This window comes from Anaerococcus sp. (assembly GCF_030825785.1).
GTDB lineage: Bacteria > Bacillota > Clostridia > Tissierellales > Peptoniphilaceae > Anaerococcus.
Window position 1 is genome coordinate 1 of sequence record NZ_JAPJPG010000013.1, and the last position, 24,802, is coordinate 24,802.

Below are 24,802 nucleotides of genomic sequence, written 5' to 3' on the forward strand. Positions count from 1 at the left end.
ATCATCTTGACTTGCGTTTGGATCTTCAAGTACTTTCTTAGCATCTTCTAGTGCTTTGTCGTATGCATCCTTCTTGTCTTGGTCTGCATTCTTATACTTGTCTGATGCTTTTGTATCATCTTTCTTGTCTACTTCAGCTTGAAGTGGTTTCTTATCTACTTCTGTAGTTTTTTCTTCTACTAAGTCACTACCCTTGATTGTATCTTTTGATCCATCTGGGTATGTGATTGTTGCTGTACCATCAGCGCCAACTTCTACTGTTGTTCCTTCTGGGAATTTATCTTTGTTTGCATCTTCGATTGCTTTCTTAACAGCATCTTTTTCTTCTTGTGTTAAGTTAGTCTTGTCTGCAACTTCTGTCTTAGCTGGTACTACTGGTTCAGTTTGATCTGCTTGTGTCTTAGCTTTTTCTTCAACTAAGTCACTACCCTTGATTGTATCTTTTGATCCATCTGGGTATGTGATTGTTGCTGTACCATCAGCGCCAACTTCTACTGTTGTTCCTTCTGGGAATTTATCTTTGTTTGCATCTTCGATTGCTTTCTTAACAGCATCTTTTTCTTCTTGTGTTAAGTTAGTCTTGTCTGCAACTGGTGTCTTAGCTGGAACTGTTGGTTCGATAGAGTCTGTTTGTTTTGAAGCATCTTTCCAAACAGCGTAAACAATTTGTCCTTCTGTTAAGTTTGCTACAACCACATCCACTTCTGTTGCATCAGGTTTGCTTGCCCAACCTACAAATTCTTTTCCTTCTTGAGTTGGTGTTGGAGCCTGTACTCCATCACTTATATCATCTGTCTTTGTAGTTGAATTATCATCAAACTTACCGCCATTTGCATCAAATGTTACAAGTTTTTCTTCTGACCAGATTGCATATACTACTTGGTGTGTAGTTATTGGTGTTTCTGATGTGAATTTCTTATCAGCTGCTAATTTATTAAAGGCATCTGATTTAACAATTGTTGCTCCTAGTTCAGCTTTACCTGCTTCAGTTACCCAACCTAGGAATTTTTTTCCTTCTGCTGTTGGATTTTCAGCAAATGAATCTCCAGTTCCTTTAGCAACATTTGCTCCTGTAAATCCGTTTGCAACATAGCCTTGATCATCAGCATATTTGACGTTATCTGGAGCAATTCTTACTGATTTTGTGCTAGCATCAGCAAACTTTCCATCTGTTGTATCGAATAATACTCTTGTTCTTACTCTTGTTTCTACTAACTCGGTTGGTAGGGATGATCCGTCTGACGCGTTGAAATAAAGCTTCATGTCTTTTTTAAGAACTAGCTTGTTATTTCCTTCTGCACTAACATCTCTAGCTGATGTTCCAGCTTTTGAAATTTCTCCTAGTTTATTAAGATCGATATCATATCTATAAACCCTATATTCTTTTTCTCCATCAGCTCCCTTTAATGTAAGCTTAGAACTATTATCTACTTTTATTTCACCTTTATCTGTGTATTCATCAGCAAGGGCGTGAGTTTTACCTAAAAGTGCTATATCATTTAAAAGCTCTGTACGCATTCTGATTGATCCGCCATCATATTTTGTATAACCTTGAATCTTATCAGTATCTTTCATAAATGCAGTATTATCAGATGGTAAAACCTTAGGGTCTTTGTAGAAATCATCAGTTCCTTCTGCATAGTCATTTGTAAATATAACTTGGTAAGGTTTATATAATGATTTATTTACTGATAGGATTGATGAAGTATCAGAATGGTCAACCCAAGTCATGTTAGTATAATTTTCGCCCTTTTGTAATGCGTCATATCTGAAGTATGATGTTTGGCCTTCTATTATCTGACCATTTTCATCATACGACTCAACTATGATGTCGGCACCAGGTTTTAATTTTTTAGTGTTTATATAGAAGTTTCCAGCTGAAGCATTTGCCAATCTATTTGGTGTTCCTGTTAGAACTTTGTCTGTATCTTTAGTAACCCACTCTGTTCGAATTCCATTAAGTTTAAATTCTGTAGAGCTTTCTGTTCCATCAGCTAGAGTATATTTTAATACATAGTGACCTTTTCTACCTTCTTTGTAAATGTGCATTGTAATATTTCTATCATTATTTAAAGTTAAGGTAGCTGCACCTTGATTACGTTTGGTAGCATTATTAATCTCTAGGAAGTTTACTGGATCATTGTGTTCTTTTGTATATGGCATATAAATCTTTAACTTATCACCAGGTCTAATTATAGCCCCTTCTCTAAGTTTAAATTCAAATACACCCTTTGCAAACTCTTTTATGGATTCTATGGAGCCCTTTCCAGTTACATAATAGTTGTAATATCCTTGGCCTTTTCTGATTATTGCTTGGTCACCATCACCAATCTTAATCATAATTTGTCCGCCAGTAGGGACACTTGTAGTATCTACAAGGTAAGAATCACCCTCTTGAGCAACAAATCCATTATCATAAGATTTTTCAAACACAGCCCATCCATCTTTGTTTGGATTAACCCAGCCTGATATCATTGAGTAATCAAGTTTTCTTGTTTTTGACTGATCAAATGTGTCTTCAAATTTTGATTTGTCTACAACATAATCAATACCAGTGATATAGTATCCTTGTATCATAGTGTATTGGTCATGTTTTTCAACTTCAACTTTATTTACACCTTCTTTTTGGAAATCATGAGTACCTATAACTAGGTAGGCAAGTTTCCCATCAGCTGTTTTGTTAAAGTCGTCTAGCTTAATGCCTACTTTGTGTGAATATTTTGATTTAAGTCTTGTATTTTCAAAAACATTAACATAGGCAACATAGCCATCTTTATCAGCTTTTAGATAGTTAAGAAGATTTGCATCGAATGCTTGTGTAAAGGCAATTTGTTGTCCACCAACTGTTGGTGCCTTATAATTACCTGATCTTTCACCTGTATATTGTGTTCTAATAATACCTAAATTAGACTTGTCATCGTATTGCTCTGGGTTGGCAATAAACTCAGACATGAATGACTCTTGGTTTGTAGCATTTTCACTATCTTTTTGGTAACCACCTTTTAAGAATAGGGAATTAACCTCATCCTCTAATGATACTGATGTAGTCTTGGTATAAGTAGAATAGTCCATGCTTGATTTACCTGGAGCGTAGGCATATATTCTCTTGCCCTTTGCATCAGTTAGTCTCATTTGGACAGTATAATTTTTTCCACCCAAATCTTTTAGGGTTACACCTTCTTTAAGAACTAGGTTTATTGGTAAGTTTTTCCTCTGATTTGTACCGTCTCCTCTTGATACACCTAGGTCAAACATCCTCTCTTTTCCATCATTAAATGAAGTTAATTTTGCTGTATCAGATTTTTCGTTTCCATCTATTGTTACACCTACTACATAGGATGAGTCGTAATCAATAAATTGATCTAGTTCACCAAAGTTAAATAAGACCCTGTACCATACTCCTGAGGTAGCTGCAGCTTTTTCTTTGTATAAAAGTCTAATAACTGTTCTTCCATTAGCATCAACAAAGGTTCCATCATAATCGACATCGTTCATTTCTACAGGATCAGATGTTGATACTCTAACAAGTCTTTGGTTTTCACTAATAGCCCAACGGCTCTTATCTTGTGGTTTTTTGTCCCAGTTTTCTTTAGCTTTCTCTTCTACGAACTCATCTGATGGTTCTGCTGCTGATTCAGTTGCAGCACTTTTTTGAGCTTCTTTTTTGTCGGCTCCATCTTCGCTAATTTCAAGAACTTCTTTGTCCGCTTCTTCTGCCTTTTTAGCCTTTTCGTCAGCTAATTTTTTGTCAGCTATTTTCTTATCTAGGAAGCTTTCTACATCAAAGTTTTCGCCTGCTTCTTTTTCTACTTTAGCTTCTTTTTCGATTTCTTTAATCTCTTCTTCTGTGAAGCCCGCTTCTTTTAGCTTAGCAACTTGATCTTCTGTTAGCTTAAACTCTTCTTTAGAATCAGCTGATATTTCTCCTGTTGAGTCATCTTCTATGATTTCATTTACAGGAAGAGTGTCTTCCGCGTTTTCTTCATTATAAGTAACTGGCTATTCTTTAGCTTCATAAGTTACCTCGCTTGATTCTTCTATTGGATCTTCCTCAACTGAAGTAGCTTTTTCTTCTGCTACTACATTTGTTGTTTCTTCGGCAGCTTCTACTGAGCTTGGAGATACAAGTAGTGCATAACCAAGCATGCAAGAAACTAGTCCTATTGAAAGCTTTCTGGTTGCATACTTTGGTTTTCTAATAGATCCCTTGAGTTTTTTATACTCAATGATCTTAACTAACTTATCATTAGTATCCATAATAATCCTCTCTTAAATATATTCGGTCTAATCCTTTTCGTGATATATCTCACTAAAGTATAAGGCCAGTAACTTACATCATTTGATTCTAGATTAGAATTCAATTATATATACAATATATAATAGTATCTGGGATTTTCAAGCCCTAAGAAAAGGTTTTTAATAATAACAAATTAGTAAACCAAAATATCTAAAATTTAGAGCATTATATCTAAAATCCAACCGATATTTGCTAAAAATTAATCATTATCACTAAGCAGAAGAAGATAGTAGGCTTCATTACCAATTGCAGTTTTCTACTCCAGAACTTACTTTCATATTGCTTGTAGAAATTCTTAAATAAATTCCTTTAGATATTGATGGTTCCTCATTTTTATAAAATTTTTTATATAATCACTTTATAAAAATACATCATTTTTTATAAGTCTACTAGCTCTTAAACTTAAGCTATTATTCTTCATTAAAATTACTCTTAATCTCCATTGCTAAAAAGATTACAGTGAGTATAATACTAATTAATTATAAAAATTTTTGTTTAATTATAAAGGAGAAACTTTTGGATAAGAGAAAAAAAGATATTTTGGTCAGTGGACTTGCGCTTTTTGCCATATTTTTTGGGGCAGGAAATTTGATTTTTCCTCCATATCTGGGCGTGAGTGCTGGCAGTGGTTGGTTTAGGACTATGTTAGGTTTCCTTCTTGCCGACCCTGTTATACCAATTTTAACTGTGTTTATAACTGCCTTTGCTGGTGGAAAAGCTATTGATATCGGAAAGCGTGTTGGCCCTACCTTCTCCAAGGTCCTAACCCTTGCTGCAATTATCTGTATTGGACCAGCCTTTGCGATTCCTAGAACGGCTGCAACTACATATGAAGTGGGCTTTGCACCATTTTTCCCTAATCTTCCGATTTGGGCCCTTACTTTTGTATTTTTCGCTATTACTCTCTTGCTTTCTTTTAAGGAAAGTAATGTTGTAAATATTATCGGAAAATATATAACTCCAGCCTTACTCTTCTTTCTATTTGTATTGATAGTGAAGGCTATAGTAAGTCCTATTGAGACACCTATAAAAAATACTAAGAATGGTGGATTTTTCGTAAATGGTTTCTATGAGGGTTATCAGACTCTTGATGCTTTTGCATCTCCTCTATTTACTGGTATTGTGGTGACAGATATTCTTAGGAAGGGCTACGGACAAGTCTCTAGGAAAGATAGAAGGTCCTTTATCATCTGGGTGGGACTTGTAGCTTCAATATTTCTAGCTATAGTGTATGGTGGTCTAACCTATCTTGGAGCTAGTGCAAGTCAGGTCTTTAGTCCAGATGATTCTCGTGTAGATATTTTAGTAAATCTTGTCTATATGCTCTTAGGTAATTTCGGTAAGTTTGCCCTAAGTATAGCGGTAACTCTTGCCTGTCTTACTACAGCGATTGGCCTTACTTCATCTGCTGGAAACTTCATCGAAGAGCTTAGTGGAGGTAAGATTAAGTATAGTGTGACAGTGGTTGTTGTTACTGTGATTAGTTATTTACTTTCAAGTCTAGGTGTAGATGCTATAATAAATCTAGCTGTACCAGTCCTAACTGTAGGTTATCCTATAATAATTGCCCTAGTCTTCTATATGATTTTCGAAAAGAAGATTCCTTACAATATGGCCTATATATTGATGGTCTGTGGGGTCCTAATCACTGCACTTATAGAAACTTTCGGAGAGAAACTCGGACTAATTTCCCTACTTGATACGATAAAATCACTTCCTCTAGCAGAGTTCGGATTTACCTGGTTCATTCCATCTCTAGTATGCTTTGTAATAGGCTATATCCTAGGCATGATGGGTCTTGGCAAGAGGCGAGAAGAGGATGTTAAGGAAAGTATGTTTTAGAAATAAAAATACGGGCTTTTGGGCCCGTTTTTGCTTGTTCTTTATTTGGAAATTACTATTTTTCGCTAGGATAGTCTATCTTTCAAACTCCCTAATCTCCGCCAGAAATATATCCCCGTATTGGAGGAGTTTTTTATCTCCTACTCCCTTGATCATTAGCATTTCGTCTTCTGTCCTTGGTTTTTTCTGGGACATTTCTTTAAGACTTGCATCGGAAAATATTATGAAGGGTGGGATGTTTCTCATTCTTGCCATCTCTAGTCTTACTTCTTTTAGGTGTTTGAAGAGCTTTTCGTCATAGCTTAACTTAACATCGAAGCCGTCTTTCCTGACTCTTTCTTCTTCCTTTCTGATATTGACTAGGACTTTGACCTCTCCGAAAAGGACGTCCTTGGATTTTTCTGTAAGCTTAAGGATGGGGCAAGTTGTGCCTGAGACCTTGATATATCCATCTGCTGTGAGAGTTCCTATCAAGTCTTTGATGTAGGTCTTGGATTTATCTTTAATAATGCCATAGGTTGAGATCTTGTTTAGTTCTTTCTCCCTAGCGTTTTTATTCTTTGATCCCATCAGGCAATCGACTATAGTAGATGTTCCATATCTTTGGTCTAGGCGGTAGATGCAGGATAAGATTTTCTGGCTATCTACTGTTGCATCTTCCTTTTCTATCTCTGATAGGCAATTGGTGCAGGCTCCACACTCATCCGCCGCATCTTGGCCAAAATAATTGAGTATATATTGTCTTAGACAGGCTGTGGTATTTACATAATTGATTATAGTCTGGAGCTTTTCTAGCTGGATTCTCTTGTATACTCGGTTAGTTCCCATATTTATGAGGTGCTTGTTTATGATTATATCCTGGCCTGAGTAAAGGAGGATACAGGACGCCTCTTCTCCATCACGGCCTGCCCTTCCTGCTTCCTGGTAGTAGGATTCCATGTCCTTGGGCATATTATAGTGGATGACATATCTCACGTTAGACTTATCAATCCCCATACCAAAGGCGTTGGTCGCAACAATTATCTTATTCTCATCATAGATAAAGGCATCCTGACTCTTTTTCCTCTCGCTTTCAGTCATTCCAGCATGATATTTCCCGCAAGCATAGCCCATGGCCCTTAGCTTCTTGTAGATAGCGTCGACTTTCTTCCTTGTAGAAGCATAGATTATGCCAGAGTCTTCTTCATGGTCTCTTATGAAATCTTTTAGGTAGTTTATTTTCTTCTTTGGTTTTTCTACTAGAAATAGTAGATTCTTCCTATCAAAGCCTGTGACTTTGACAAAAGGATCATTAAGTTCTAAGTTTTCTATTATATCATCCCTTACTTCCTTGGTTGCAGTGGCGGTAAAGGCTGTGATTTGGACCTTGCCGACAGTCTCGTAAAGCTTGGGAATTAGCTTATAGGAAGGTCTAAAGTCGTGGCCCCATTGGGAGATACAGTGGGCTTCATCTACTGCTACAAAGGAAATTGTAAGGTCTTTTAGAAAGTCTATAAAAAACTCGTTCTCAAGTCTTTCTGGTGATATGTAGACAAGCTTTACCGCACCAGATTTTATATCAGACAGATTTTTCTTATAATCTTCAAGGCTTAGGGAAGAATTTATAAGACTCGCTGCGATTCCATTTTCCCTTAGGGCATCCACCTGGTCTTTCATTAGAGAAATCAAGGGAGATATGACAAGGCTGATTCCATCCATCATAAGGGCAGGAAGCTGGTAGCAAATAGACTTACCTCCACCAGTAGGAAGAACGCCGAGTACATCCCTACCAGCGAGAATTTCCTTTATAATCTCCTCCTGGCCCTCTCTAAAAGAATCATATCCAAAATATTTTTTCAAATTTCTAATCTCTTCTGTCATAAAGTCCTCTGTTTCTTTTCTTTTGATACTTATCTAATAAATATAAATACGACAAGATAATGCCTAGTTAATGATGATTTTAAAATAGCTTTGTAATTTTATCTCAATTGATTATAGCTTTAAGTAACTAATTGAATCCCTACTTTGCTTTCTCATATACTGTTCCTCCGCATCCTAGATATTTCTAGAGAGATCCCTCCACTACGGTCGACGGTAGCTTGCGGGCTCAGGTCTAAAGACTTTCACCTCGCCAAGCCTCGATTTTGAACTCTTCGAGTTCTTGGAACTTATTTTTCAAATAAGTCCCACTTATTCGATTTTTTACAAAAATCGAAGCCCGACTGTCCGGCACTCTGCCATCAGCTCACTCTGTTCGCTGTGGCCATAACCATTAGGGATAAGGGATTAGCGAAATTCAGGAGTCCCCTTGCAATCTCTAATGGAATTGTCACAGTGAGTAGACGAACTGATGAAATTCCTTAATCGAGGATTTTCGAGATAAAGGGCAAGCTCTTTGCTTGTCCTGAATCCGAAAACTACCGTCGACAGAGCTTCCACAGGGAAGCGACGAGAGGTCTACAGAACCTTGGGACGTGTTAGGTCAATGATTTATCAAGATAAGCATTCGCGTAATTTACTTAAACTTAGTAATCACCATGTCATCATATACTGTAGATCTCTCACATTCGTTCGAGATGGCGTGGTGGATTTGTCTCAAGAGATCCCTCCACTTCGGTCGGGATAAGGGGGGCCTATCGTCGGGACCAGGGGAGATATGAAATCAGTACAAGGGCGGGGTAGGCTGAATCTGCTAATGAATCAAACAATATTTCTGTAAAAAAAATAATTAAGCCCTAAGCCTAATTATTTTCTTCTTCTGTATCTACGCCTTCGTCTTCCGAGCTTTCTTCTTCTTGTGTGCTTTCAGTATCTTCTGTATCAGAATCACTTGTTTCCTCTTCTTCTGATTCTCCTTCGCTGTCTTTTCCACTTTCTTCTTCATCTTCTGTCGAAGTTTTGCTTTCATTTGTGATATATTCTTCCTTATCTACACTCGCTCCCTCACCACGGTTAAAGATTATGTCTCCTATTTTTGTTCTCATGGAAATCTTATACTTGCCGTCGTTTTCGCTGGAGTAGCCGTCTTTGATATTTCTATAAGATATGTTTCCTAGAATGAAGTTTCCTACTGATAGCTTGGCGTTTACATTGTAATTATCTATTGTTTTGTCAGCTTCTACGATTATGTCCCCTGTTTGGGTAATGAAGTCTAGTCTATTTCCGAGTGTTGAGTCTACTATGTTTATGTTTCCTGTAGTTGTTTCAAGCTTTGTATTATTAATCTCAGCCTTGTTTAGGTTGATTGAACCAGATCCATTTGAGATTGCCCCTTGGAAGTAGGCATTATCTACGCTAACATTTCCGCTATCAAGTCTTAGGTCGAAGTTTTTGACTTCAAGGTCTGTGATTTTGACATCTCCTGCAGTAATTTTCCCCTTAATATCATCAAGACCGCCTTCCATTGGTAGAAAAATCCTAACTATTGGAATTTTATCCTTCATGTAAAGTTCCTTGCCAAGGACCTTGTTCTTAAGTTTTAGTTCTCCTTCGTTAAAACTTACCTCCATATCGTAGGAGTTTTCTTCTCCCCTATAGAGGACCGTATATTCGACATAAGGGTTGGTATTAGATCTTTGGATTCTCACATCACATGTACCTAGGTCGAAGTTTATCGTCTTGATCTTGTTTAAATCTACACGCATAATCCTAGATTGGTTGTAGGAGTTATCATCGATTTCTGTAGTTGTGGCAAGCTTGTTGGTCATAGGCCCTCTCCTATTTGTGCCAAAATATATGGCAATGGCAAGGACTAATACTAGACCAATTATTCCAATTATTTTCTTTTTAGAAAATCCCAAGATATTTTGTCTTTTTTTGTCAGTTTTTTGTGTATTTCTTCTATTCTTTCCCATTATTTGCTCCGATAATGTTTTGTTTTATAATAAGTCCTGTTGTAAATATTAGGATAAAACCCACTATGTATATCTCATTTGCTCCCAAAAAGGGCTTGAGGAGCGCGAGAAATATATCATCGAGACTCTTTCCTCTTATATATTGTATCATAAAGGCCAGACTAATTACATTGTAAATCGCAAGTAGTAAGTAGAATATGTGTTTGGATACAAATAAGCCTTCCTTATTAATAAAGATAGAATCCAGATATACAAAAAGGACACTTACTAGAAGATAGTATATGCCCATGCCTTCTTTTAGGTAATATCCGCATCCTATAAGGAAAGCGAAAAGACTTATGGCCTTTATTTCATTTAAACTTTTCTCTTTCAAAATTCTACCCTCCACAAGTACAAGCCCTGGGCTCCCAAAGCTGGATTTGCTCTTTTGTTATTATCCTTATCGAAAAACTTCTTATAATCATCAATGCTAAGCCTTCCTCGGCTAAGTTCTATGAGAGATCCCACCATAATCCTTACTTGATTGTGGAGGAAGGATTCCCCCTTAAAGTAAATAGCAAGGTCATCTCCTTCTTCCTCGAAGTAGGCTTCATCGATTTTCCTAACTGTATTTATCTTAAGCTTCGTATCTTCTTTCATAAATAGCCTAAAGTCATGCTCTCCTTCGAGGATCTTAAGACCTTCTTCCAATCTCTTAAGGTCTAGGGGATAGGATATTTCTTCCTTGTAGTTCCTGTAGACCGGATGCATGAGCCTTCCTCTATAGATTACATATTTATAAAGCTTGGATTTACAGGAAAATCTCGCATGAAAGTCTAGGCTAACTTCCTTCGAAGAAAGGGCCAAGATATCATCTGGTAGGTGGGGTTGGATATGGAAGCTAAAGGCCTTGGGATTGATATTAGATGCTGTAAGGAAGTTTACAAAGTGGCTTCTGGCGTGAACTCCACTATCAGTCCTTCCACAAGATACAATCCTATTATCCTCCCCAGTTACCTTTCTTATGGCATTTCTTAACTCTTCTTCTACGCTTCTTTCATCCTTTTGGAATTGAAAGCCTGCAAAGTTTGTCCCATCGTAGGCTGTCTCTAGAAGTACATTTCTAATCATAGGAAGTGAAGAACTATTACTAGTATGCAAAATATGGTAAAAAGGGATATAACTAGCCAGTCGATCCTTCCCATATTAATCTCGTTAAGCTTAGTCCTCTCATGTCCTATCCTATACATCCTAGCCTCCATTGCTGTAGCTAGGTCATCACTTCTTTTGAAGGAGTTGATAAATAGTGGGACTAGAAGAGGAATCATGCTCACGGCCCTATTGATAATATTACCTGATTCGAAGTCCGCTCCCCTTGCCATTTGGGCCATCCTTATCTTTTGCGCCTCATCAAATAGGGTTGGGATAAAGCGGAGGGATATGGAAATCATCATAGCAAGCTCCCCTGCTGGAAAACCGAATTTCTTGAGGGGTGAGAAGAGCTTTTCGAGTCCATAGGTTAGCTCCATTGGGCTTGTGGTGTAGGTTAGAACAGAGGTCGATAGGATTATTAGGATAAGTCTTAGGACTGTAAAGCCTGTCCTGTAGATTCCTTCTGCTGTTACTGTGACAGGTCCAATTTCAAAGACTGCCCTACCAGGTGTTGTAATTAGGTTAATAAGTCCTGTAATAATTATGATAAATATCACAGGCTTAAGAGACTTAAGGACGCTCTTTATTGGAATCTTTGCCACTGCTAGCATAGCGATTAATAAAATCACAAAGGGTATATAGCCATAAAAGTTATCTACGAAAAATATTGTTATTATATATAAAAATACTCCCACGATCTTTACTCTAGGATCTAGCCTGTGGATAAAGGTATCGAAAGGAAGATATTGTCCTATGCTAATATTTGCCATCTTTTCCTCCTAGAACCCTCTTAAGCTCAGAAATGGCATCGTCTACTGTGTAGATATCATCTCTTACTTGTGGATTTTTCTCCTTGTAGGCTCTCATAAACTTAGTTATCTGTGGCACGTCAAGACCAATACTATTAAGCTCAGCCTGGGTAAAGGTATCGTAGGTTGACTTATCTGAGTAGACTTCTCCCTTGTTCATCACGATTACCCTATCTACATACTCAGCCACATCCTCCATAGAGTGACTTACAAGTACAATAGAAAGCTCTGGATCGGCCTCATAGAGGGAGATTATCTCTTCAAATATCTCATCACGACCGACTGGGTCAAGACCTGCTGTAAGTTCGTCTAGGACGAGGACCTTGGGATTCATAGAAAGAATTCCCGCAACGGCGACCCTTCTTTGTTGACCTCCAGAAAGCTCGAAAGGAGATTTATCCTTGTAGGTCTCATAGTCTAGGCCGACTTTTTCCATAGCAGCCCTTACACGCCCATCGATTTCTTCTTCACTTAGACCCATGTTCTTGGGACCGAAGGCAATGTCTTTGGCTATAGTTTCTTCAAAGAGTTGGTTTTCCGGATATTGGAAGACCAGACCTACCTTAAATCTTGCATCTTTTCTTTTTTTCTTATCTTTTGAATTGACCCCATCTATAAAGCAATCACCATTACTAGGAATGAGTAGGCCGTTTAGGAGTTGGACTAGGGTAGATTTACCAGAGCCCGTTTGGCCAATAAGGCCTACAATTTCGTGAGAGTTAATCTCTAGATTGATATCCTTAAGGGCGTAGACTTCTGAAGGAAGGCCTTCATTATAGATGTAATCAATATTTTTTAGTTCAATTTTCATATAAGTTCTAAAAACTCCTCGATATTTAGGGGAAGCTCTTCTATTTCGATTCCCTCTTTTCTAAGGGCGAAGGCAACTTCTGTAACTTGAGGAACAGCAAGTCCTAGCTTTTTCATCTGATCTACCTTGGAGAAGACTTCTCTTGCAGAACCTTCCAGGGCCTTCTTGCCGCCATCTAAGACTACAATTTTATCTGCAAGGACTGCCTCTTCCATATAGTGGGTAATGTAGATTATAGTTTTACCATAATTTTTGTTAAGATCTTTTACAAGATTAATAACATCCTTCCTTCCCCTTGGGTCTAGCATGGCTGTTGGCTCATCAAAGATTATATAATCTGATAGCATGGCAACAACTCCAGCTATGGATACTCTTTGCTTTTGCCCTCCAGAAAGATTGGAAGGATTTCTCTTCTTATAGTCAGCCATTCCTACAAGATCAATTGCCGAATCAACCCTCTCCCTAAGCTCTGGGTTAGGGACGGCTAGGTTTTCTGGGCCGAAGGCCACCTCTTCTTCTACAGTTGTGGCGACCATTTGGTTGTCTGGATTTTGGAAGACCATGGAGCATTTTTCTCTGATATCCCAAATCATATCTTCGTCCTTGCTATTTAAATCATCCACCCAAATATCTCCTGATGTAGGAAATATCTGAGCGTTTAAGAGCTTACCTAGGGTAGACTTACCTGAACCATTGTGGCCAAGGATAGCTACGAAGTCTCCCTTTTCAATTTCTATTGACACATCATCTAGTGCCCTTTTTTCTTCTTCGTCTTCTCCTGTTGGATAGACATAGGTTAAATTCTCTATCTTTATCATTTTTATTCCTAGTAGGCCATAGCAGGTGAGTTGTTTGTACTTGACTCATAAACTATGACTGGTGTGTGGACTTCTACATTTTCAAATATTACTTGGGCTACATGAGGTGGGAGGTTTAAGCAACCGTGACTTCCGTTTGATAAATAGATTCCTCCACCGAAGGCTCCTCCCCTCCATGGGGCATCGTGGAAGCCTTCGCCGTCCCAGCCTATTGGCATCCAATAATCAACTGGTGTCTTGTAGGCCTCTCCTGTAAAGTCAACTCCTTCTAGCTTGGCATTAGTAGATTTGGATAGGATTGATCCTACTCCGACATTAGTCTCCCAACCAGGAGAAACTAGGCCTGTGACAAGTGGACTTTCTATTACAAGCTCGCCATTTTTATAAAACCAGAGATATTGGCGGGAAATGTCTACTTCTATATAGGTATTTCCTATATCAGTACCATTAGCTGTTCTCTCGTAGCCATATCTTTCATAAACTGGCTCGATTTCTCCGCTTTTTCTCTCATTGAAAAGCTTAAGGACTTCATCAGCAGTTGCTGTTTGGTCTAGTACATAACCATAGACACCAGGATTTACTGTGATCTCGCCAACTCCTGTCGCATTAAATTTTCTTTCAGTTCCGTAAGTGTCAGTCTTATCAGCAACATCTTTCATAAAGGCAAGTAGCTTATCATAATCAAGCTCGAAGACCTTGCCCTTTTGGATAAGCATATCCACAAGCTCATCTCCCTTAAGGCCTATATCGAAACCATTAAAGTTAAACTTAATATTCATAGCTTCAATCTTTTTGGCATCTTCCTTAAGGTCATTAAGCTCTTTAGAATCTGAAAGGACTTCTGGGTTCTTATAGTCTTCATCAGTAAGCTCAATATCCTGATGGTCAGAATTAATTGCCTTAACTATTTGATCTTTAACCTTGGCGTAGTCGAGTTTATTACCCATCACTGCATCTTTTACGTCAAATGATCCATCATGAAAGATGAGACTTGCATCTTCTGGTTCTGTCACATTGGTAAAAAGTGGAGATTCCTTTAAGAGCTCATCAAGCTTTCCCTCATCATATTTTATATTATAATCAAATTTAAGATCATCCTTCTTGCCATTTACAAGATAGATTGGCCAAGCAAAGGGATTTTGGTCGATGGATGCGTTTTGTGGAATCTTCGCATCGTAGGCAATATCCTTAGAATTTAGGACAAAATTTCTATCATCTCTTCCCTTAACTTCTAGCTTAAAATCATCTCCGACAGCTTCTAGGACGGACTGCCTTGAAGCAAATGAAACACTCTTTCCATTTATATAAGTATTTGGTAGGGTTATAAAAGAAAATATAACTGTCACTATCAAATAAATACCAATTATTCCTAGTACGACAAGAGGCCAAATCTTGTTGTTTTTCTTATTGTCTGTAATATTATCCTCCTAATTCTTTGGCCTTAGGCCAAAATACTGGTAGTAATCTACCTTCTCACCACCGTTGTAGAGCTTTCTCTTTTCGGAAAGCTTCCTTCTAAAGTTTCTATCAAACTTCTCATCAGCTGTTACAAAATACAAGGACCAGGTATCAAGCTTCATAAACTTATTATTTATCTTCTTGTAAATATCATCTAGGTCCGTATCCGATAATCTCATCCCGTAGGGTGGATTGGCTATCAATACACCGTAGTCGTCCCTTGATACGGCAACAGAACCTGCATCTCTTTTGACAAAGGCTATGTCTTCCTCAACACCAGCGTTTAGGGCGTTGTTCTTGGCAAGGCTTATGGCCCTACCAGATATATCAGAGCCTAGGATATGAAGCTTAGTAGAATAATCGATCCTTCCCAAGGCTTCTTTCTTCTCATTCTCGTAGATAGATTTGTCCATAAAGACGAAATGCCTAAAGTCGAAGTCCCTATCAATACCTGGGGCAATGTTACGAGACTTTCTCGCTGCCTCGATTAGGATAGTCCCTGACCCGCAGAAGGGATCAAGAAGGAATCTATCAGGCTTATAGAAAGAAAGGTCTACTAGGGCTGCTGCAAGATTTTCCCTAAGGGGGGCCTTGACAGAATCCTCCCTATATCCTCTCTTGTGAAGCCCATCGCCTGATGTATCGATGGTAACTGTAGCGATGTTTCTATTAAGCATTACTTCAATTCCTACCCTTTCTTTTGATTTAGGAAAGGTATGAAGCTTATAGCTTTTTCTTAGAGAATCGATAATTGCCTTTTCTGTGATAGATTGAATCGACCTTAGGGCAAAAAGATTTGACTTATAGGTCCTGGCGTTTACTATAAAGTTGCTTTCCTTTCTTAGATAATCAGTCCAGTTGATCCTTTTGATCTTGTCAAAAAGCTCGTCAAAGGAAGTTGCCTTAAACTCATCTACCACAAGATAGACCCTATCGGCACATCTAAGATTAATATTTAGTTTCCCTATGTCAGAAAGTTCGCCTGAAAGAGTAATCATCCCGTCGCTAACAGAAAAATCCTCAAAGCCTAAATCAATAAGCTCCCTCTTAACTAGAGCCTCCAAGCCAAAACTTGTTGTAATTATAATTTTTTCCATGGTATTATTATAACAGATTTTATCTATTTTTCATCTTTATTTCAATCTTTTACAGAAAATATAAAATCTATTATTTCTTTTTATAAAGAGGGATTTGATAGATCTTGATGGAAATTATAATTACATACATGGATGGAATTATTAGGCTAAGTGAATAGAAGATTAAGGAAGCAAGATTCCTCCTTTAAGAGATTTTGAGATGTCTCGACTGCGCTCGACGGTAAGTATAATTAAAAGATCTCTCGACAAGCTCGAGATGCCGCCTTCGGTGTCAGTTTTAGGATTCAGGATCAGTTCGCTACGCTCGCTGTGACAATTCCATTAGACATAAGGTGGTCGGTAAGCAAGGTTCATATGAGTCAATTAGGCGACTCTTCTATCTAATCTAAGTCTTATCTAGTAAGGAAGTGAGTAAATGTTTATACTTCTCTTAACCTACTACTCAAATATTTCCACAAAAAAGGCGGTGGTAGGATTCAATCTACTTCATCGCCTTGATTTTTTATATATTTTCTAGTCTTTGATCATTGGGTCGTGTCCAGTATTATCTGGGTCTACTGCAAGGTCTGTCTCGTAGTCTTCTTCCCTTCCTTTTATTTCTATTTCTATGGCTTCTTCCACAGCTCTTAGGATATTTTCGTAGCCTGTGCACCTGCACATATTTCCCGCAAGAAGTCTTCTTAGCTCAGACCTTTCGTATCTTTTTCCTCTTGCTACGATTTCTGTTGCTGTTACTATAAATCCTGGTGTACAGAAGCCGCATTGGACTGCAGCGTGATCAATGAAGGCCTGTTGGATGATTGAGATTGATCCGTCATCAGCAACCAGCCCTTCTGTTGTCCATATATCTTTTCCTTCGGCCCAGATTGCAAGATAAAGACAAGAGTCCACGCTTTCTCCATCGATTAGGACAGAACAGGCTCCGCATTCTCCTACTTCACAGCCCTTTTTTACAGAGGTTAGGCCGAAGTCGTTTCTTAGAAAATCTGTAAGAGATGCTCTAACGTCTACCATTTTTTCTACAGGGATGCCATTAATAGTGCATTTTACCCTCTTGTAGTTAGGCTTTTGATAGCTTAGTTTGACTCTTTTTGGAGCAAATGGACCGTATTCTCTAGAGTGTTTAGTCTTCATAATCTTCTCCTTTGTATTCTTCTAGGCTTTCTTTTAGGTTTCTCCTACATATTTCGTAAAGAATTTGGGTACGAAGAGCCTTGCTCGCTCTCCATGAGTTTCTTGGAGATAGTTCTTCTAGGGCAAGTTTGGCAAAGGCTGTTATATTTTCATCATCAAAAATCTTTCCAACAAATTCTTCTTCAGCCTTATAGACTCTGACTGGAACTGTAGATGCTACCCCGTAGCAAGCCTTGATTTTCTCGATCTTTCCCTCATCATCTACCTTTACCATAGTCGCACAAGAGCTTGTCGCTATATCCATGGCTTTTCTCATAGCGTATTTAAAGTATTTACCAGAATAGCCCTTGTAGTTTTCTTTCTTTATAGTAAAGCTTTTGACAAATTCATTTGGCTTTAGGTCAACTTGGCCCAGACCTATATAAAAGTCTGTAATAGGCATTGTTCTTTCGCCTTCAGCACTTACTATATTTACTAAGGCGTCTAGGCAAAATAGCATTGGAGCGGAGTCTGCTGAAGGAGCAGCATTACATACATTGCCCCCGATTGTCGCAGCATTTCTTAGCTGTGGGCCTCCTGCTGTAAGGACAGCCTTTCCTAATTGGTTTATGTTTTCTTTTATAATTAGATTATCTGCTATGTGGGTGAAAGTCGCCATAGCTCCTATTTCTATAGATCCTTCTTCATCTATTGATATTTGACTTAATTCATTTATTAGATGGATTGATAAGAGTTTTGGTGATTCGATAGATCCTTCTCTTAGCTTGACTAAAACATCTGTCCCACCTGCTATGATTTTAAGTTCAGGATCTTCTTTTAATAAGTTCGTAGCTTCTCTTATGGAATAAGCTTCTTTTATTTCTTTGATATCGTACATTTATCCCTCCTTATAAATCATTGTCTATGAGTCCATTTTCCTTAAATAATGGGAAGAGGACGTGTGGGGTCATAGGTATCTTGTTTACTGATATTCCAGTTGCGTTTAGAACCGCATTTCTTATAGCTGGTGCTGGAGAGCATGTTGGTGGCTCACCCAAGGACTTGGTGTGATAAGGAGAAGTTGGTTCTGGGTTTTCTATAAAGTAAACTTCAAACTCTGGTGTATCCGCAATTGTTCCTAGCTTGTAGTCTAGGAGGTTGTTGTTTAGGACTCTTCCCTTATCATTGTATTTCATCTCCTCTGTTAGGGCGAAGCCTACTGCCATGCTCATTCCTCCGTGGGCCTGGGCCTCGGCAAGTTGTGGATTGATGATATTTCCTGCATCGTGAACATTTATTAATTTCACTACTTCAACCTTGGCAAGGTCTATGTCGACTTTAACTTCAGCAAAGCTTGCCCCAAATGAGAAGGCATTAGTCCTGATTGTGTGGGTTGTCTCTGCTGTGATGTGTTGGTTCTCAGTCTTTAGGGTGTAAAGGGACTCTGTAGCGAGATCTTCCATAGTAAGAAGCTTCCTGCCGTCAGTTTTCCTAACTATAGTAGAATCAACTATATCGAGATTATTTGAAGTAATTCTAGTCTGTAGATAAGCTTGGTCTAGGATTTTATCCTTAAGTTCCTTGGCAGTCTTCGTTATAGAAAAGCTTGCCATGTAGGTTTGACGAGATGCGTAAGCTCCAAGACCAAATGGGGATATATCTGTATCTTGAGTCGATATGATATGGATATCTTCTATTCTCATACCAAGTGAGTCTGCTGCCATTTGGGTAAAGGCAGTATCAGCTCCCTGGCCTATTTCTGTTTCAGGTAGTTGGATTTGAACAGACCCGTCCTCATTTACAATCATCCTACAAGAGGAAGACTCTAGGGATATTGGGAATACTCCTGTGTTGTACCAATAGACAGCACAACCTATACCGTATCTTATATTTCCTGTTTGGTTTTTGTATTTTTCCTTCTTTGCGTAATAGTCAATGGCTTCTGCTCCCTTTTCTAGACAGTCTCTGAAGGAATCGTAATAGTTTTCATTGTGAGAGAAGGGATCTACATAGCCTTTTGGCATGACATTTCTAAGCTTTAGTTCTAGTGGATCCATGCCTAGGGCCTTGGCCACATCGTCGTGGTGGGCTTCGTAGGCAAACATGGCTTGAGGGATACCGTAACCTCTCATGGCTCCACCTGTTGGAAGGTTGGTATAGATTGAGTAGGCATCTCCCTTGATATTCTCACAAGGATAGAGTTGATGGAAGCAGTTTAATCCCTTGGCGGCTATAGAGTGGCCGTGGGATGCGTAGGCTCCTCCATTAGAGTAAGTTTCTACTCTTCTTGCGACATAATCTCCATTTTTTCTAACATAAGATTCTATATGGATTTTCATAGCGTGTCTTGTTCTGGTTGAGACAAAGGTCTCTTCCCTAGATGGAAGAAGCTTAACAGGATGACCTCCAACTTGGGTTGTAAGGAAGGCACAAAGTGGCTCGTACAAGGCATCTTGCTTGTTGCCGAATCCTCCCCCTATGTATGGCTTAATAACTCTAATCTTTCCCCAACCAAGTCCTAGGGCTTGGCCGATTACTCTTCTTATGATGTGAGGGATTTGGGTTGAGGCAACTACTACAATCTTGCCTGACTTCTCATAGGCGTATACATCTGGATTTTCCAAATGAGAGTGAGATATTATAGGTGTCTCATAATCTCCAACCACCTTGATTAGTCCTTCTTCCTTGATAGCTTTTTCGAAATCTCCCCTGTTATTTGTACTATGTTTTAGGATATTGTCAGGGCTTTCCTCATGGATAGGGACCTTGACATCCTTGATTGAATCGAGGGCGTCGAAGTTTGCAGGATACTCTTCATATTCTACTACGATTTTCTTTAAGGCTTGCTTGCAAGCTACTTCGTCACGACCTATAACTACAGCGACATCGTCTCCGTAATATCTAATATGCTCATTGAGTAGGAGCCTATCAGCTACGTCTTGGTGGTCCTTTTCGGTCGACCAAGGGTGACCTGCTGTTGGGAATTGAATCTTTGGTACGTCAAAACAAGTTACTATCTTGACAACACCTGGAACCTTCATAGCTTCTTTTGTATCTATACTTAAAACCTTGCCGTGTGCTATGGTTGAATGGTAGATCTTCGCAGTATATGCGTCTTTTGGAACGAGGTCTTCGGTAAACTTAGCCCTACCTGTAACCTTGTCAAAAGCATCTACTCTCTTGATTTTTTTGCCTACGTACATATTCTTTCCTTTCTAATACTTACGACTATTTACAAATAATATATCATATTTTAAGATGAATTGATAGTTTCGGCCACAAAAATACTCCCAAATCATATATAATTTGGAAGTATATAAATTAATTTTCTTTTATCTTTTCTTCCCTATCCTTTGGAAGAAGAAGACTCATTACTATAGCTATAACAAATACGTTAGCTACTGGGTTTGATGAGAAAACATCCCTAAAGAGAGCTGGAAGTTGTTGGTAGATTTCCGGAATTTGGGTAAAACCAATTCCAATACTCAAAGATAGGGCTGCTATAGTAGTATTTCTTTGGCTAAATCCGCAATTAGCGATCATTCCAATACCACTTACCACGATTGAACCAAACATCATTATAGTACATCCTCCAAGAACTGGTTCTGGTAGAGTTGCAAATAGAGCACCGATTTTAGGGAAAAGTCCCGCAAGGATTAAGGTAAGAGCACCAAACATTATAGTAAATCTGTTAACTACCTTAGTCATTGTGACAAGACCAACGTTTTGACTAAAAGATGTGATTGGAGCACAGCCAAAAAGACCGGAAACCGCACTTAGGAAACCATCACAAGCAAGAGATCCTTGGATTTCTCTTTCAGTAATATCACGACCCAAACCACCAGCACAAACCGCAGTAGTATCTCCAATAGTTTCTGCCGCAGATACCAAAAATACAACAACCATGGCTATAATCGCACTTAAGTTAAATTGTGGTTTGAAAGGCATAAACTTAGGTATAGAAAAGAAACTTGCCTCGGCAATTGGTGAAAAGTCAACCATGCCCATAAAGACAGCTATTATGTAACCAACTATAAGACCAAAGAGAACAGAAAGTTGTTTCCAAAAGCCCTTAGCCAAAGAATTAAAGGATAAACAAGAAATTAAAGTAATAGTTCCAAGAAGAAGATTCCTAGTAGAACCAAAATCACTCGCTCCATTTCCTCCTCCAAAAGATGCTGCACCGACACTAAGTAGAGAAAACCCAATCGCTGTAACAACACAAGCTGAAACTATTGGTGCTATAAACTTTCTCCAGTATTTTGCAAGAAGACCCAAGGTCCCTTCTATAATACCGCCGACAATGATTGCTCCAATCATAGTTTCGTAGTTAAAATTAGTAGAAACATAAATTAAAGATGCCAAAAAAGTAAAACTTATCCCCATGATAACTGGAAGTCTAGAACCGATTTTCCATACAGGATAAAGCTGAATAAGAGAGCCAATACCTGCTACGAACATAGCATTTTGGATAAGAGATGCTAGGTCAATATCAAGATCAGGATTTGCCGCTGTTGCTGCCCCTACGACAATAATAATTGGAGCAAGGTTTGCAACAAACATAGCCAAAACGTGCTGGATACCAAAAGGAATTGCCTTGGCTATAGGAACCTTGCCATCAAGTTGGTAAATATTGTCAATACTTACACTAGAATTTGTTTCAGATTTCATAGAATCCTCCCTTTCGTTTTCTTCATGAATAATTGTATCACAAAATATTTTACTGTAAAATATTTATTTTCATAAACTAAAAAGGAAGATAACTCGGGAAAACCTAGGCTAATTTATATTTCATAAATAATAGCTCTCTTTAAAAATAAGCAAAGAAAAACGCCACTTTCATGGCGATTCTTTTATTACTTATCCATCATTTCTCTTTCACGTTCTTCTTCTTCAATAGTCTTCTTTGGAAGAATTATATTTAGGAAGAAAACTATAAGAGTTGAAAGAACTACAGGTGATGAAATAAATATCATTCTGAACCATTCTGGGAATTGCTCGATTGCTGCTGGGTTTACCTGGGTGATTCCCATACCTAGTGCGATTGCAAGTCCAGTTATAGTTACATTTCTCACACTCATCTCATCAGATGTAATAAGTCTCATTCCACTCATAGTGATTTGGGCAAATACTGTTACCGTCGCTCCGCCTATTACAGCTTGTGGTACAGAAAGCATTAGAGCACCAAACTTTGGAATAAATCCTGCTATAAGTATCATTATTGCAGTAAGCTTAAGCACGTGTCTTGAAACAACCTTTGTTAGAGATACTATACCAACGTTTTGTGAATAAGATGCTGTTGGAAGTCCTCCAAAGAAGGCTGATACCATATTTGTAAGACCGTAGCCCTTGATTCCTCCCTCAAGTTCCTTCTCTGTTGGTTGTCTGTCAAGTCCACCTGTTGTGGTAGAAGAGAAGTCTCCTACTGCCTGGATGGAGTTAACTGTAAACATTACCGCCATTGTGATACAAGCATCTAGGTGGAAGTCTAAGCTAAAAGGCATAACTTTAGGAATTGTAAGCCATGCTGCATCAGATAGCTTAGAGAAATCCACTATACCAAAGGCAAGAGAAGCGATGTAACCTGCTACGATCCCTATAAGGATTGCAGAAAGTTTCACAAGACCCTTACCAAACATATTACAAATAAGAACAACTGCAAGAGTTATGAAGGCTACTATCCAATAGACCATTGCTCCTTGGTTAGGGTTTCCATTTCCTCCTGCCATATAGTTTAAGGCAACTGAGTAAAGGGAAAGACCTATTGTAAGAACAACTGTTCCCGATACCATTGGTGGGAAATATTTGTAGAGCCTTTTAATATTCATTCCAACAAGGAAGGCTATAACACCGCCTACTATCTGGGAGGCAAAGACTGCGCCTATGCCGTACTTGACTGCAACTGAGTTAATTACAGGTATATAGGCAAATGACACTCCCATTATCATAGGAAGCCTTGATCCAAGTCCAAGTTTAACTATTGGGTAAAGTTGGAGGAAGGTAGCAAGGGCTGCCACAAACATTCCTGCTTGGATAAGATAAATCGACTCTGCCCCTGTTAGGGCATGTTCTGTATTAGCCAAGGTATTCGTCAAAACGATTGCAGGCAGTGTATTACCCACAATCATTGCCAACAAGTGCTGAAGGGCTATGGGGAAGGACTTCTTAAATTCAGGCTTACCATCAAGGTCAAACAATGACTTTGATACAGCTTGATTAGTATTTTTTTCCATAATTTCTCCTTAAGTATATTATGTATTTCCAATCCAGCCTAAAGTTTAGGCCAGATTTTTTTTGCTCTTTGTCTTGATTTTTCGTGGATTGCTTTTTGATCGACTGTCTTAATTTTCCTATCAGCCATTACTACTTTGCCATTGATGATAGAATCTGTTACACATTTTCCGCTTAGGCCGAAAAGGACATGGCCTGGCCAGTTATTTTTTTCTAAAGGAGTTATCGGATCATAGTCTAGGGCTATGATATCAGCGTAGGCTCCTTCTTCGATTCTTCCTACTGGCCTTTTGAGAAATCTTTCCATAATCTTTGGATTGTTCTCAAATTGCATCTTGATAGCTTCGGCAAAGCCCTTGGTTGGATCGTGGTTTTCGTGAGTGATGAGTACCTTAGCCACCTTCATTGATTCAAACATGTCGTTGGTATAGGCATCTGTCCCAAGTCCAAGGAGGATATCTTTATCCAGCATCCTTACTGTTGGAGGTGCTCCTACGGCATTATTCATATTGCTTTCTGGATTGAATACTGCCATAGTATTTTTCTCTTTTAGGATATCCATCTCTCTTTCGTTGATGTGAACGTTGTGGATAGAGAGGGTCTTATCGTTAAAAATTCCGTAGGCATCAAGCCTATCTACGATCCTCTTCCCACTCATCTTTACTGTTTCCCACTCATCTTCTATGCCTTCAGCTATGTGGACATGGTAGCCAGAATCGACCTCTTCCATGGCCTTTTGGCATTTTGCTAGGGTCTCATCTGATAGGGTGAAGGAGGCATGAAGACCAAAGAGAGCACTTAGCATATCGTCTCTTTTTTCTGCTTCCTTAATCCAATTGATGTTTTCAGCAATACCTAGGTCTCTTTTCTCCATTCCGTCCCTATCGGATACTTCATAGCAGAGGCTTGCTCTGATTCCAAGATCTGTCGCAGCATCCGCCATGGTAGATAGGGATCCTTCTATAGCATTTGGTCCTGAATGGTGGTCGATAATGGTTGTCACACCGTTTTGAATTGATTCCATAAAGGTTGTTAGAGCATTTAGCTTAACATCTTCCAAAGTTAGTTCTTTATCTAGAGCCCACCAGAGGTTTTCTAGAACGTTAAAGAAGTTATCAGTAGGCTTTGATACAGACATCCCCCTCGCATAGGCAGAATAAGCATGGGAGTGAGCACATATTAGGCCTGGCATTACAAGTTTATCAGAAAAATCTAGGACATCTTCACCTGGATTTTCTTTTTTAATCTTGTCAAAGTCTCCAATTTCTTTTATGATGTTTTCCTCTATAAGGATTGCCGCATCTTCATAGAAATTGTTAGCCTTATCGTTGGTAATAATAGTCTTTGCCTTAATTATCATAA

At 38.6% G+C, this 24,802-nt stretch carries 18 protein-coding genes; 1 reads left to right on the plus strand and 17 read right to left on the minus strand.

Going from position 1 to position 24,802, the window contains the following annotated elements; genetic code table 11:
- Together RCH56_RS03190 and RCH56_RS03195 are read right to left on the minus strand one after the other, a co-directional pair.
- Window positions 1–3,495, minus strand: a 3,495-nt coding sequence (locus RCH56_RS03190; RefSeq protein WP_306483552.1) for an InlB B-repeat-containing protein, incomplete at its 3' end; no start/stop codon positions are given.
- A gap of 504 nt (window positions 3,496–3,999) precedes the next feature.
- Entirely contained in the window at window positions 4,000–4,257 is a 258-nt protein-coding gene (locus RCH56_RS03195) for a YSIRK-type signal peptide-containing protein (protein WP_306483553.1), read from the minus strand.
- 556 nt (window positions 4,258–4,813) lie between these two features.
- Here RCH56_RS03195 and brnQ point away from each other — a divergent pair.
- The gene (gene brnQ / locus RCH56_RS03200) at window positions 4,814–6,139 is read left to right on the plus strand and encodes a branched-chain amino acid transport system II carrier protein (protein ID WP_306483554.1); all 1,326 of its coding nucleotides are present in this window, start codon (window positions 4,814–4,816) and stop codon (window positions 6,137–6,139) included.
- Between the two features lie 75 nt (window positions 6,140–6,214).
- Here brnQ and recQ read toward each other — a convergent pair whose 3' ends face one another.
- The 15 genes from recQ to ssnA form a co-directional block, all read right to left on the minus strand.
- A complete protein-coding gene (gene recQ, locus RCH56_RS03205; protein WP_306483555.1) occupies window positions 6,215–7,999 on the minus strand; it encodes a DNA helicase RecQ in 1,785 nt (594 codons plus the stop codon).
- Between the two features lie 860 nt (window positions 8,000–8,859).
- A complete protein-coding gene (locus tag RCH56_RS03210) occupies window positions 8,860–9,972 on the minus strand; it encodes a DUF4097 family beta strand repeat-containing protein (protein ID WP_306483556.1) in 1,113 nt (370 codons plus the stop codon).
- Window positions 9,959–10,345, minus strand: a complete 387-nt coding sequence (locus RCH56_RS03215) for a hypothetical protein (protein WP_306483557.1) — start codon at window positions 10,343–10,345, stop codon at window positions 9,959–9,961. The genes RCH56_RS03210 and RCH56_RS03215 overlap by 14 nt, the downstream gene beginning before the upstream one ends.
- Window positions 10,342–11,082 (minus strand): tRNA pseudouridine(38-40) synthase TruA, encoded by a 741-nt coding sequence (gene truA, locus RCH56_RS03220; RefSeq protein WP_306483558.1) that lies wholly within the window; start codon window positions 11,080–11,082, stop codon window positions 10,342–10,344. The genes RCH56_RS03215 and truA overlap by 4 nt, the downstream gene beginning before the upstream one ends.
- Window positions 11,079–11,873 (minus strand): energy-coupling factor transporter transmembrane protein EcfT, encoded by a 795-nt coding sequence (locus RCH56_RS03225; RefSeq protein ID WP_306483559.1) that lies wholly within the window; start codon window positions 11,871–11,873, stop codon window positions 11,079–11,081. The genes truA and RCH56_RS03225 overlap by 4 nt, the downstream gene beginning before the upstream one ends.
- Entirely contained in the window at window positions 11,860–12,723 is an 864-nt protein-coding gene (locus RCH56_RS03230; RefSeq protein ID WP_306483560.1) for an energy-coupling factor transporter ATPase, read from the minus strand. Before RCH56_RS03230 ends, RCH56_RS03225 begins: the two co-directional genes overlap by 14 nt.
- Complete coding sequence (locus tag RCH56_RS03235; protein WP_306483561.1) at window positions 12,720–13,541, minus strand: energy-coupling factor transporter ATPase; 822 nt, start codon at window positions 13,539–13,541, stop codon at window positions 12,720–12,722. The genes RCH56_RS03230 and RCH56_RS03235 overlap by 4 nt, the downstream gene beginning before the upstream one ends.
- 8 nt (window positions 13,542–13,549) lie before the next feature.
- Window positions 13,550–14,887 (minus strand): L,D-transpeptidase family protein, encoded by a 1,338-nt coding sequence (locus RCH56_RS03240; RefSeq protein ID WP_306483585.1) that lies wholly within the window; start codon window positions 14,885–14,887, stop codon window positions 13,550–13,552.
- 81 nt (window positions 14,888–14,968) lie between these two features.
- Window positions 14,969–16,096, minus strand: a complete 1,128-nt coding sequence (locus tag RCH56_RS03245) for a class I SAM-dependent RNA methyltransferase (protein WP_306483562.1) — start codon at window positions 16,094–16,096, stop codon at window positions 14,969–14,971.
- 513 nt (window positions 16,097–16,609) lie between these two features.
- On the minus strand, window positions 16,610–17,230 hold the full coding sequence (xdhC, locus tag RCH56_RS03250) for a xanthine dehydrogenase subunit XdhC (protein ID WP_306483563.1): 621 nt from the start codon (window positions 17,228–17,230) through the stop codon (window positions 16,610–16,612).
- Window positions 17,220–18,107 carry a xanthine dehydrogenase FAD-binding subunit XdhB gene (gene xdhB / locus RCH56_RS03255; protein ID WP_306483564.1) on the minus strand — a complete coding sequence of 296 codons (888 nt, stop codon included), beginning with the start codon at window positions 18,105–18,107 and terminating at the stop codon, window positions 17,220–17,222. The genes xdhC and xdhB overlap by 11 nt, the downstream gene beginning before the upstream one ends.
- 10 nt (window positions 18,108–18,117) lie before the next feature.
- The gene (xdhA, locus tag RCH56_RS03260; protein WP_306483565.1) at window positions 18,118–20,412 is read right to left on the minus strand and encodes a xanthine dehydrogenase subunit XdhA; all 2,295 of its coding nucleotides are present in this window, start codon (window positions 20,410–20,412) and stop codon (window positions 18,118–18,120) included.
- A 118-nt stretch (window positions 20,413–20,530) separates the two neighbouring features.
- Complete coding sequence (locus RCH56_RS03265) at window positions 20,531–21,880, minus strand: uracil-xanthine permease family protein (protein WP_306483566.1); 1,350 nt, start codon at window positions 21,878–21,880, stop codon at window positions 20,531–20,533.
- Between the two features lie 185 nt (window positions 21,881–22,065).
- Window positions 22,066–23,442, minus strand: a complete 1,377-nt coding sequence (locus RCH56_RS03270; RefSeq protein ID WP_306483567.1) for a uracil-xanthine permease family protein — start codon at window positions 23,440–23,442, stop codon at window positions 22,066–22,068.
- A gap of 38 nt (window positions 23,443–23,480) precedes the next feature.
- Window positions 23,481–24,800, minus strand: coding sequence for a putative aminohydrolase SsnA (gene ssnA, locus RCH56_RS03275; protein WP_306483568.1), 1,320 nt, complete (start codon window positions 24,798–24,800; stop codon window positions 23,481–23,483).
- Between the last annotated feature and the right edge of the window lie 2 nt (window positions 24,801–24,802).